Source organism: Vibrio sp. 10N.286.52.F8 (genome assembly GCF_041468745.1).
Taxonomy (GTDB): domain Bacteria; phylum Pseudomonadota; class Gammaproteobacteria; order Enterobacterales; family Vibrionaceae; genus Vibrio; species Vibrio crassostreae_C.
Genome location: NZ_JBFRJF010000044.1, coordinates 67572 through 79987, shown reverse-complemented (window position 1 = coordinate 79987; position 12416 = coordinate 67572). Strand labels below are relative to the sequence as shown.

The window sequence follows — 12416 nt, the reverse complement described above, 5'->3', positions numbered from 1 at the left end:
ACCCCATGGCTAATATGGATATTTTTTGAGCTATATCCCTGTTTCCCCCGAGTCTCGTTGCTAGCATGGTGAGCAGATAACAATAAAAAATTAATACAAAATCCCTACAAAATATCCTACAAGGAGCACCTATGACCGTTATGGAACATACAAAGGCTGCACAAATTGATCTAACTAAGCACGGACTGACTGGCGTTACTGAAGTTCTTCGTAATCCTAGCTACGAGCAGTTATTCGTTGAAGAAACACTGCCAGGTTTGGAAGGCTACGAAAAAGGCGTAGTAACGGAACTAGGCTCTGTTGCGGTAGACACTGGTATCTTTACTGGCCGCTCACCAAAAGATAAGTACATTGTTAAAGATGACACGACCCGCGATACCATGTGGTGGTCAGATCAAGGCAAAAATGACAACAAACCGATTACAACTGAAGTATGGAATGAGCTGAAAGAGCTTGTGACAACTCAGCTATCTGGCAAGCGCCTGTTTGTCATCGACGGTTATTGTGGTGCTAACCCTGATACGCGCTTAAGCGTGCGTATTATCACTGAAGTAGCGTGGCAAGCGCACTTCGTTAAGAACATGTTCATTCGTCCAACTGACGAAGAGCTAGCAACGTTCGAACCTGATTTCGTGGTAATGAACGGTGCTAAAACAACCAACCCTAACTGGGAGAAACAAGGTCTAAACTCTGAGAACTTTGTCGCTTTCAACCTGACTGAACGTGTTCAGATCATTGGCGGTACCTGGTACGGCGGTGAGATGAAAAAAGGTATGTTCGCAATGATGAACTACCTACTACCTCTACAAGGTATTGCTTCAATGCACTGTAGTGCAAACGTCGGCGAGAAAGGCGATGTAGCCATCTTCTTCGGTCTATCTGGTACAGGTAAAACTACGCTTTCAACCGATCCTAAGCGTGAGCTAATCGGTGATGATGAGCACGGTTGGGATGACGATGGTATCTTCAACTTCGAAGGTGGTTGTTACGCGAAGACGATTCGTCTATCTAAAGAAGCAGAACCTGAAATCTACAATGCAATCCGTCGTGATGCACTACTAGAAAACGTAACAGTTCGTGGTGATGGTTCTATCGATTTTGATGACGGTTCAAAAACTGAGAACACTCGTGTTTCTTACCCGATTCACCACATCGATAACATCGTTAAACCAGTATCAAAAGCCGGTCACGCTCAAAAGGTTATCTTCCTGACTGCTGATGCATTCGGTGTACTGCCACCCGTTTCTAAACTGACTCCAGAGCAAACGAAGTACCACTTCCTATCTGGCTTCACTGCAAAACTAGCGGGCACTGAGCGTGGTATTACTGAGCCAACGCCAACGTTCTCTGCTGCATTTGGTGCGGCATTCTTAACTCTCCACCCAACTCAGTACGCTGAAGTGCTTGTGAAGCGTATGGAAGCAGCTGGCGCTGAAGCTTACCTAGTGAACACAGGTTGGAACGGTACTGGTAAACGTATCTCTATCCAAGATACGCGAGGCATCATCGACGCTATCCTAGATGGCTCAATCGACAACGCTGAAACTAAGGTTATCCCTATGTTTAACCTAGAAGTGCCACTAGCGCTGCACGATGTTGACCCAGCGATCCTTGACCCACGCGATACGTACACTGACCCTCTACAATGGGAAAGCAAAGCGAAAGATCTAGCCGAGCGCTTCATCAACAACTTTGATAAGTACACAGACAACGCTGAAGGTAAGTCACTGGTTGCAGCTGGTCCTCAACTGGACTAATCCAACCATCTGCTCGGGCTTAGCCAAAAGCAAACGCCCGATTTAAAATGATATTTTTGTAGCAAGCCCCTCTTTTGAGGGGCTTTTTTGTTGATGCTTGACCCTTTTTGTTCCACTCTGTTTTAAGACTATTGAAATTTAAGGCTTTCAGGGAATGAAAAAGGTATTCATGGTGTTCGGCATTGTGTTGGCTATCGCCGTTGCAACTATCGCAGCGCTGCTATTAAGCCTGCAGACCCAATACCGTGCGGATGTTGCCAACTTTTTTATCAAACATACGATTGAACAACCTGTATTCATTGAAGATGTTGAGTATCAGGCGCCTTATCACATCACCTTAATGGGCATTACCCAAAGCCAACCAGAAAAGCAAACACCTCTGTATATCGACAAGATCGATCTTTGGTTCAGCCCCAGCTCGATGACAGAGGCCAAACTGGTCTTTGAATCTGTTTTGATCAGCGGCCTACAATTAGAGGCAGACGATCTAAAAACACTGACTTCTTTATTTACCCAACCAAACATCAAGCTCCACCAGCTGGCCATCAACAATCTCGACTTTTCGACGCCAGAGTTTAATGCGCGAGGCATCGACCTACAGATCTCCGCCCCAACGTGGAACAACGATAACTCGCTGCTACCTTATGGAAAAACCCAACTCTCTGCCTCACAACTGTATTGGCAAGGTGAGGCATTCGATAATCTGTTGATTGACCTAGACTTAAAACCTAGCGATAGCACGCTTTATGGTGCTTCATTTGACTGGCGTGGCGCCAAGATTTCCGGTCAAGCAGAGCAGTATCAACAAGATTGGTCGTTGGTGAACGTGACCGTCGATGGATTACGACTCAATCAGAAGCAGACCCAAAACCTACTAAGCAAAGAATGGGATGTGGCAGGTATTCAGATCAATCACATCAATAGCTTAGATATTCTACGCAGCGACGTAGAGTGGCAAGATGGCCACCTCGCTGCCTTTGATGCCTCATTAGAAAATATCCAACTGCCTTTTGAAATCTGGAAACAACAGAAAGCCATTTTTTCTCTACAGGCAGAAGGAGTGACCATTGATGATGACATGTTCATCGAGCCAAGCCTCAAGCTCAACCTAGAAGCAAACCGGATTCTGATTGAGGATTTCTATACTCAATTCCTGCAGGGCACTGTTCAGCTCAATGGCGAAGTCGCCCCTAGCAGCATTCAATTGGCGCAGCTCGACCTGCAAGGCATCAAGTGGATTACCGAAAACCAAGATAGCCCTCTAGTCGTAGCTCGCCTATTGCCTTGGCTCACACAGCTCCAGAACGTCGAGATTAACCGACTTAATATAGAACGCAGCCAACTTATCCAACTAGCACAAACGCCTTACTGGCAGGTCTCTGGATTACATGTCGAGGGGCATCAAGTTCAACTGCTGCAAGATAGAAAACTGGGCTTGTGGCAAGGGAAGCTGATGGCGAGCGCCAATGATGCCAGCTACCAAAATATTCTCAGCGCACAGCCTGTGGTTGAGATGAATAGCGAACAAGGAAAATGGACGCTGACTCGTCTGTTTGCACCACTCAGGAATGGCTACATTGAAGCCAATGCAACGCTCGATTTTAACCAAATCAGCAAGCCATGGAGCTTAGATATTTCTGCCGATGGGTTACCCATTGCGCCTATGCTGCAGCGACTTGAATTACCACTCGATGCAACCGGCTATGGCGAGTTTGAACTTCAAGCCGCAGGTTTATATGGCGACTCACTGATGCTCGGTTACTCAACCACAGGGCAACTCACTGGCAGCGTTCGCCAGGGTGTGATGACCTTTAATGACAAGCTTTCTGAAACATCGACTGATAACGTGTTTGAAATTCCAGAGCTTAATGCGCATTTTGACCGTGGGCGCTTCACTCTCGAACCGATGCACATTATTGGTGCGTCAGCAGCAGAGCAAGGCGAACAAAGGGTTCAAACGCTCAATGGCGAGGCTTCTGGAGAACTCGACTTGCTTAAAGCCGAGCAACACACCCTCTCGATTACCCTATCGGACCCATGTCATCAAATCTCAGGAAAGCTCGACCAAGCGAAATATTCGGAGATTAATAACTGCCAACAAAAAAGCGCCACTCCACAGGAGTAGGCGCCTTGTATCTGTTAGTCAGTGTCAGCTATACGCTTACGTTAGTATCTGTCGAGAGTACCTTTTTGTAGTCAGGGATCAGCATATAGGTTCCCGTAAACTCTACCGCTTCCACATCGCCGCTATGAATGGTCACGTGAATGATGATACGTGCCTTTCTTCCTGACGCGAGGCGGTCCAAGTCGCCACTGATCCCATCCAATGAAGTAGAGGCAACAGGGTTTTGCTCAACCGGGTGACGATAACGAATATTACTGTCTGCCAGCACGATATCACCGGTCAACCCACGCTCTTTCATCAATAGCCAAGTCATACCCCAACCAGTTAAGGTCGCTAAGGTAAAGGCAGATCCTGCAAACATGGTGTTATGCGGGTTCAAGTTAGGATTCAGCTGAGCACTACACTCAAATTGGTAACCCGTGTATTGGTTGATCTTGATGCCCATCTTGTCACTGATCGGGATCTGATGTTCCCAGCGCTGCTGAAGCTCATTACACCACTCAGGCTTGCGTAGAACGTCTGCCATTGGGTCAAGATGCTTAACCATCTGTTGGTGACGCACAGGGCCACGTTGATCGTTAATCTCACCGCGACGTTCAAATTCATTCTTCTCATAGAATGAGATCGCATCTTCACGTGCATTACACACCAAGCGCTTAGCACCCTCTTGGCGAGCCAATGACTCAAGTGCGACTAGAATCAACGAACCCATGCCTTTACTTTGGCGAGATTTCTTCACCGCCATATAGCGGATCTGACCTTCCAGATCTGGGGTGATATACAGACGACCAATCGCCATCGGGCGACCCCGACCATCAACGATCATGCGATGGTGACTCATTGGGTCATATTCATCGCGCTCAGAACCTACCGGCATTCGCCAAGGTTCACGGAGCATCTGCCAACGAAAATGGTAATACTTGTTTAGCTGATTTTCGGTGGTTGGTGTTATGAGTTTAAACATGCTTATTCCTTTAAGCCTAAACCTGCAGCCAGAATGTCACTGGGCCATCATTAACCAAAGACACTTTCATGTCGGCTGCGAATCGGCCACGTTCCGTTGGTAACACTGATTCACATTGGTCAGAGAAATAGTTATAAAGACGCTCAGCATCTTCTGGGTGAGCACCACGAGAGAACCCTGCTCGAGTCCCTTTCTTGGTATCGGCCGGCAGAGTGAATTGAGACACCACTAATACCTTACCTTCTACCTGCTTCACGTTGAGGTTCATTTTATCGTCTTCATCTCCAAAGACACGATAAGTGGTCACTCGTTCCATCAAACGTTTAGCTTTGGCTTCATCATCACCTTTTTCTACGCCTAACAGAACCAATAAGCCTTGCTCAATCTCACCAACTACTTCGCCATCAACACGGACGGCAGCTTCACTTACTCTCTGGATCAGTGCTATCACTGTTGTTTCCTTGCTCTGTGATTTTGTCTTTATCCGACGAGTGTACCATTTCTTTCGAGTCACTCCACTGTTCCTGCTCACCCAATGCAGCGGTCACCTCAGCACCAACCAATACGATGAGCCAACACAAATACACCCAAACAAAAAGAATCGGAATCGCCGCTAAAGCGCCATAGATCAGCTGATAAGAAGGGAATTGAGTAATGTAGGCCGCAAAGCCTTTCTTACTGAGTTCAAACAACAGAGCTGCAACCAGAGAACCTGCCGCTGCGTGAGAAAAATGTATCTTTTTGTTGGGAACCAACAAGTACAAACCGAAGAACGCAAAGAAAGAGAGAATCAAAGGCAGTTTGCGAATTACGGTATTAAAGGCGCCAGATACGACTTCATTTTGTAGCAGACTGAGCGATGTCACATACGAAGTGGCAGCAATACTCGCCCCAACCAAGATCGGCCCAAGTGTTAGCACCATCCAGTACATTGAGAACGACAATACCGCACGTCGCTTCTCATTAACACGCCAGATGTAGTTTAGGTTCTTATCGATATTCGAGATCAACATCAGTGCCGCAATGAACAAGAACACACTACCGACCGCCGTCATCTTACCCGTGTTGGCAACAAACTCGAGCAAGGCACCGTGCACCGCATCTCCTGACGCTGGAACAAAGTTGGTAATAACGAAGTTTTGAATCACGATACCAACATCAGCAAAGATGGAGAATGACGACAAGATAGAGAGCAAAACTGTCAGCATCGGAACGATCGAGAGCAAGGTAATGTATGCCAAGTAGCCCGCATTCACATTGACTCTATCGTGCGTCATCCGCGCCAAAAGATAGCGAGAAAACTTAATACTGAGTGTGGCGACCTTTTTTATCTTCAACTTGTAACTCCCTTGTAACTCGTTCATAGTCCTAATTAATATTCCGACATATTAATCACAGTAAGTAAATGTTCAAAAATAGCGCAGGAAAAAGGCTTGAGAACAAGGCAGATTTTTTGATAAGTAGTTATTCTACAATCAAAAATTCTAACGCCGTTATCGAGCATTTTAACAAGCTAGGTTGGGCAGTTATTTACTACGATTGATATTATTTAACTATAGGAAACTAGGATGCCTTATTTAATAGTTATAGTCCTCTCTATTTTTACTCTTACTGGATGCCAGTCAGCTTATTACTCCGCCATGGAGCAAGTGGGCTATCACAAGCGTGACATTATGGTTGATAGAGTGGAAGACGCTAAAGAGTCACAGCAGGATGCTCAGGAAGAGTTTACCAGCGCACTTGAAGCACTCAGCAGCCTGACTAACTTCAGTGGCGGCGACCTTGAAGACATGTACAACCAAATCAACGATAAATACCAAGACAGCGAGAAAGCCGCGCAAAATGTCAGTGATCGCATTGCTGCGATTGAAGATGTGTCGGATGCGCTGTTTGAAGAGTGGCAGAGTGAATTAGATCTCTACACCAGTGACTCACTGCGCCGCTCGAGTGAGCAAAAGCTTCGTGAAACTAAATCGTCTTACCAAACGATGCTGTCAGCAATGAAGCGCGCCGAGAAGAAAATGGACCCCGTGCTCAATACCCTTCGCGACAATACGCTTTACTTGAAGCACAACCTCAATGCGAGCGCTGTCGGTTCACTGCAGGGCGAGTTTATGAGCTTAGAAAAAGACATCGCCTACGCGATTAAGCAGATGAATGCAGCGATCGCCGAATCGGATAAGTTCCTAGCTCAGTTGAATCAAAAATAACGCCCGTAGACACAAATAAACATAAGCCCGTATGAACCCAATCATTATTACTGGCGGCCCTGGCGCCGGAAAAACCAAACTGATCAATGCCTTGGGTGATGCGGGTTACCCCACCTTCGCAGAGTCCTCTCGCCAGTTAATCGAACAGCAGAGCCAACTTGAGAACGGTATCTTACCTTGGTTAGACCTTCCGGGCTTTGCACGCCTATGTTTAACCGTAATGAGCGAACAAAAAGACCAAGCCAGTCAGCATCCTGTTGCCTTTCTCGATCGTGCCATTCCAGACATTTGTGGCTATTTGGCTCAGGCGAAACTAGAGATAAACACAACCTACCGAGAAGCGAGCCAAGGTTATCACCCCCAAGTGTTGTTCTGTCGCCCTGAGGCTTCAATTTATGTACAAGATGATGTGAGACCTTATCCGTTTGAGGAGGCGCTAGAGATTCACCACGCGTTAGAAAGAGTCTACCAAGAACTTGGCTATGAGGTAGTTGAAGTGCCGTTTATGCCAGTCGAAGAACGGCTTCAATTCGTTGAGCGTTACTTATGTATCAAAAGCTAGATCCCCAACTCGGTCGTTCCTCCCTCTTGAGGATGACGAAGACTTAAACACTCTTCGTATCTCGTTTAACCGTATCTAAACAAACTAAAAAACAAAAGCCCCGAGCAGCTAGGCTACTCGGGGCTTTCTTATCTACTTAGCTAGAAGCTAGTCAGCTGGCAATTAAGCCTTAGCTGGACGTGCTGCACGCTTACGTTCGTTTTCAGTAAGAAGCTTCTTACGGATACGAATGCTTACTGGCGTTACTTCTACTAGTTCATCTTCGTCGATGAACTCAAGAGCTTGCTCTAGAGTGTGACGGATAGGTGGCGAAAGAACCTGTGCTTCATCAGTACCAGATGCACGAACGTTCGTTAGCTGCTTACCTTTCAGACAGTTTACTGTCAGGTCGTTTGAACGGTTATGAATACCGATAATTTGACCTTCGTATACTTCATCCGCGTGCTCAGCAAATAGACGACCACGTTCTTGTAGGTTGAATAGTGCGTAAGTCAGAGCTTTACCAGTTGCGTTCGAGATTAGAACACCGTTGTTACGTTGACCGATTACGCCGCCTTTGTGAGGGCCGTAGTGATCAAATGAGTGGTAAAGAAGACCAGAACCAGACGTTAGAGTTAGGAACTCAGTTTGGAAACCGATAAGACCACGAGAAGGCATCATGAAGTCCATGCGAACACGGCCTTTGCCATCTGGAGACATATCAGTTAGCTCACCTTTACGTAGACCGATGTTTTCCATGATGCCACCTTGGTGCTCTTCAAGCACGTCGATAGTCACAGTTTCAAACGGTTCAGTTAGGTTGCCATCTTCGTCTTTCTTGATGATAACTTCTGGACGAGATACAGCTAGTTCGAAGCCTTCACGACGCATGTTTTCAATCAGGATAGACAGGTGAAGTTCACCACGACCTGAAACACGGAAGCGATCCGGGTTATCAGTTTCTTCAACACGTAGTGCAACGTTGTGTACTAGTTCTTTTTCTAGACGCTCAAGGATGTTACGTGAAGTAACGAACTTACCTTCTTTACCCGCGAACGGAGAAGTGTTTACTTGGAACGTCATTGTTACTGTTGGTTCGTCAACAGAAAGCGGAGTCATTGCTTCAACATTGTTTTGGTCACAGATAGTGTCTGAAATCTTCAGCTCACCAAGACCAGTGATTGCAATGATGTCGCCAGCGTTAGCTTGCTCAACTTCGTGACGGTCAAGACCTAGGTAACCAAGAACTGTACCTACTTTACCGTTACGTTTTTTGCCTTCTGCATTCACGATAGTTACTTGTTGGTTTGGTTTAACTGAACCACGAGTAACACGAGCAACACCGATAACACCTACGTAAGAGCTGTAATCAAGTTGCGAAATTTGCATTTGTAGTGGACCGTCAAGGTCAACAGAAGGAGCATCTACTGTATCAACAACAGCTTGGAACAATGGTTCCATGTTCTCGCCAGTTTCGCCTTCAGTCATTGTTGCCCAACCGTTTAGAGCTGAAGCGTAAACAACTGTGAAGTCTAGTTGCTCATCAGTAGCACCTAGGTTGTCGAAAAGGTCGAATACTTGATCCATAACCCAATCAGGACGAGCGCCTGGGCGGTCAATCTTGTTGATTACAACGATTGGCTTAAGACCGTGTGCGAATGCTTTTTGCGTTACGAAACGAGTTTGAGGCATTGGGCCATCAACTGCGTCAACGATAAGCAGAACAGAGTCAACCATAGACATGATACGCTCAACTTCACCACCGAAGTCCGCGTGTCCCGGAGTATCTACGATGTTGATGCGGTAATCATTCCAGTTGATTGCTGTGTTCTTAGCAAGAATGGTAATGCCACGCTCTTTTTCGATGTCATTCGAATCCATGACACGCTCTTCAGCTTCACCACGAGACTCAAGAGTGCCTGACTGTTGTAGCAGTTTATCAACCAAAGTCGTTTTACCGTGGTCAACGTGCGCGATGATCGCGATATTTCTTAACTTATCAATCTGTGGAGTAGACATGGATTCTCGATTCACTCATAAAAGTAGCCGTCACTTATCTCAAAAGTTTGGATAATAACCGCTAGCTTGATTTAAAAAACGGTCAATAATATACCAGATTCTAGACAAAAACCCAGAAATATGTGATCTGAACCGGGGCTTTTTTCTTTATTAGCGATTCATATCCGCTTAACTTTGATTCAGTACAGTGTTGAACAGCCCAATTCGTAGGACTCTAAAAAAGTATCACCTGCGAGTGGCGAACCAAATCTCCCGCAAAATAACAAAAGTGGATTGACAACTTAGGCAATTCATTGCTGAATGGTGCTCGCTTATGTCTCATATTGGTGCACAGACAAACAATTGCACCAATAAGGTGCGCCCGGAGATCATTTTGGTGCAAAAACCAAATTAAGCAAAACCGAAAAACAAGTAAATCATTGAAATTAATGGAATAATTTTTTTGGCACGTTTTTGGCTATAGATAAATCAGCATCGATTAATGCACTTATAGACATTAATCAATGCTAGTTTCAACCGAATCGAGCTAATACCGAATTAATAACACTGGAGGTTATCCAAGATGTCAGTAGAAAATGTACTATCCCTGATCCAAGAGAACGAAGTTAAATTTATCGACTTACGTTTTACTGATACAAAAGGTAAAGAGCAGCATATCTCTATTCCTTCTCACCAAGTTGATGCAGACTTCTTCGAAGAAGGCAAAATGTTTGACGGCTCTTCAGTAGCTGGTTGGAAAGGCATTAACGAATCTGACATGGTAATGATGCCAGACGCAGCATCTGCTGTACTGGACCCATTCACAGAAGACGCAACACTAAACATCCGTTGTGACATCCTTGAGCCTGCAACAATGCAAGGCTACGACCGTGACCCACGCTCTATCGCTAAACGTTCTGAAGAGTACCTACGTTCTACAGGTATCGCAGACACAGTTCTAGTTGGTCCAGAGCCAGAATTCTTCCTATTTGACGACGTTAAGTTCTCAAACGACATGTCTGGTTCTTTCTTCAAGATCGATGACGTAGAAGCAGCTTGGAACACAGGTTCTGACTTCGAAGGCGGTAACAAAGGTCACCGTCCTGGCGTTAAAGGCGGTTACTTCCCAGTAGCTCCAGTAGATTCATCTCAAGACATCCGTTCAGCAATGTGTCTAGTAATGGAAGAGATGGGCCTAGTTGTTGAAGCTCACCACCATGAAGTAGCAACTGCGGGTCAAAACGAAATCGCTACTCGCTTCAACACGCTAACAGCGAAAGCTGATGAAACTCAAATCTACAAGTACGTTGTACACAACGTTGCTCACGCATTTGGTAAAACAGCGACATTCATGCCTAAGCCACTAGTTGGTGACAACGGTTCTGGTATGCACGTTCACCAATCTCTAGCAAAAGACGGCGTTAACCTGTTTGCTGGTGATAAGTACGGCGGCCTATCTGAAATGGCTCTTTACTACATCGGTGGTGTAATCAAGCACGCTCGTGCAATCAACGCGTTTGCTAACCCATCAACTAACTCGTACAAGCGTCTTGTACCTGGTTTCGAAGCACCTGTAATGCTTGCTTACTCAGCACGTAACCGTTCTGCTTCTATCCGTATCCCAGTAGTACCAAGCCCTAAAGCACGTCGTATCGAGCTACGTTTTGGTGACCCAGCAGCTAACCCATACCTATGCTACTCAGCAATGCTTATGGCTGGCCTTGACGGCATCAAGAACAAGATTCACCCAGGCGAAGCTATGGATAAAGATCTATACGACCTTCCTGCAGAAGAAGCAGCTGAAATCCCAACAGTTGCAGAATCTCTACAAGAAGCTCTAGCAGCGCTTAGCGAAGACCGTGAGTTCCTAACAGCTGGCGGCGTATTCTCTGACGATTTCATCGATTCTTACATCACTCTGAAATCTGACGACGTACAACGCGTGAACATGGCTACACACCCTCTTGAGTTTGAACTGTACTACTCAGTTTAATCTCCTGTAGAGATAAGCCATTTCTTACTGCAACCTTGTAAGAATCGCTGACTAAATATTAGGCTCGCCTCGCAGGTGGGCCTTTTTTTTATTCTCTCGACGCCCCCCACCTCGTACCATACCTTAGACAAAAGCCCTCAGAGGCTGTCGCGCTAAATACAATAAAACCAACGCCAAACGTGAAATCACCTAGCGGTGAAAAGAGGCTAAAGATATGAAAAACATACTGTTCCTAATCGGGTTAACAGTCGCGCTCTCGTGCTCTGCTCAAACTGTGTATACCTGGGTAGATGAAGATGGCGTGCTCCACTTTAGTGATAACCCTAGCGCTCAAGATGCCGAGGCTCTTCGCCTGCCAGATGTGCAAGCTTCAGCACCCGCCCCTAAATTTGAGGCCCCAACTCCGGTTGACGCCGCTGCTTCCTCTACAACTAAAACGCCAGCTAAAACCCAGGCAGAAACCGAAACCACAGAGCGCGAGGTTCCCACTCAATTAGCCCTCACCATGTTGACTCCAGTTCATGATCAAACCATTCGTAGTAATCGCGGCTTAATCCCGATTCAGATAGAGCTCAACCGAAAGCTTGGTATAGGTGAGCAATTACAATTGATGCTTGATGGCCGTCGTTATGGCGCCCCACAGACCCAACCTATGTGGGAATTAAAAGGTATCGATCGAGGTACTCACACCATTGCAATTCAAGCACATAGAAGCGGCAAGCTTATTGCATCTACTAGTCCAGTCACCGTGTATTTACATCGAGCGACGCTCAAGTAGGCCAATGTGTTAAAAGAGGCCAAATAACCTCTACTTTTCACCTAATCGAA

10 protein-coding genes are annotated in these 12416 nt (G+C 46.0%); 6 read left to right on the top strand and 4 right to left on the bottom strand.

Annotated elements, in window-relative coordinates; all coding sequences use genetic code 11:
• The first annotated feature begins 131 nt into the window (after positions 1-131).
• Together pckA and AB4133_RS19465 are read left to right on the top strand one after the other, a co-directional pair.
• Positions 132-1757, top strand: coding sequence for a phosphoenolpyruvate carboxykinase (ATP) (pckA, locus tag AB4133_RS19470; protein ID WP_017062492.1), 1626 nt, complete (start codon positions 132-134; stop codon positions 1755-1757).
• Positions 1758-1911: 154 nt separating this feature from the next.
• Positions 1912-3882, top strand: a complete 1971-nt coding sequence (locus AB4133_RS19465) for an AsmA family protein (protein ID WP_372225415.1) — start codon at positions 1912-1914, stop codon at positions 3880-3882.
• A gap of 28 nt (positions 3883-3910) precedes the next feature.
• Here AB4133_RS19465 and AB4133_RS19460 read toward each other — a convergent pair whose 3' ends face one another.
• From AB4133_RS19460 to AB4133_RS19450, 3 genes are read right to left on the bottom strand one after another with little or no spacing between them, the layout of a single operon-like run.
• Positions 3911-4846 carry a YiiD C-terminal domain-containing protein gene (locus AB4133_RS19460; protein ID WP_372225413.1) on the bottom strand — a complete coding sequence of 312 codons (936 nt, stop codon included), beginning with the start codon at positions 4844-4846 and terminating at the stop codon, positions 3911-3913.
• Between the two features lie 16 nt (positions 4847-4862).
• Positions 4863-5297 (bottom strand): D-aminoacyl-tRNA deacylase, encoded by a 435-nt coding sequence (dtd, locus tag AB4133_RS19455; RefSeq protein ID WP_004735590.1) that lies wholly within the window; start codon positions 5295-5297, stop codon positions 4863-4865.
• Positions 5269-6210 (bottom strand): virulence factor BrkB family protein, encoded by a 942-nt coding sequence (locus AB4133_RS19450; protein WP_372225410.1) that lies wholly within the window; start codon positions 6208-6210, stop codon positions 5269-5271. The genes dtd and AB4133_RS19450 overlap by 29 nt, the downstream gene beginning before the upstream one ends.
• A 204-nt stretch (positions 6211-6414) precedes the next feature.
• Between AB4133_RS19450 and AB4133_RS19445 the strand changes: the two genes are divergently transcribed.
• Together AB4133_RS19445 and AB4133_RS19440 are read left to right on the top strand one after the other, a co-directional pair.
• The gene (locus AB4133_RS19445) at positions 6415-7056 is read left to right on the top strand and encodes a DUF2959 domain-containing protein (RefSeq protein ID WP_123285155.1); all 642 of its coding nucleotides are present in this window, start codon (positions 6415-6417) and stop codon (positions 7054-7056) included.
• Between the two features lie 31 nt (positions 7057-7087).
• Complete coding sequence (locus tag AB4133_RS19440; protein WP_229648025.1) at positions 7088-7618, top strand: AAA family ATPase; 531 nt, start codon at positions 7088-7090, stop codon at positions 7616-7618.
• A gap of 162 nt (positions 7619-7780) precedes the next feature.
• Here AB4133_RS19440 and typA read toward each other — a convergent pair whose 3' ends face one another.
• Positions 7781-9616 (bottom strand): translational GTPase TypA, encoded by a 1836-nt coding sequence (typA, locus tag AB4133_RS19435; protein ID WP_372123831.1) that lies wholly within the window; start codon positions 9614-9616, stop codon positions 7781-7783.
• Positions 9617-10178: 562 nt separating this feature from the next.
• Here typA and glnA point away from each other — a divergent pair.
• On the top strand, positions 10179-11588 hold the full coding sequence (glnA, locus tag AB4133_RS19430) for a glutamate--ammonia ligase (protein ID WP_017059221.1): 1410 nt from the start codon (positions 10179-10181) through the stop codon (positions 11586-11588).
• Between the two features lie 214 nt (positions 11589-11802).
• Positions 11803-12366: a DUF4124 domain-containing protein gene (locus tag AB4133_RS19425; protein WP_372225407.1), complete on the top strand. Its 564-nt coding sequence runs from the start codon at positions 11803-11805 to the stop codon at positions 12364-12366.
• Positions 12367-12416 lie beyond the last annotated feature (50 nt).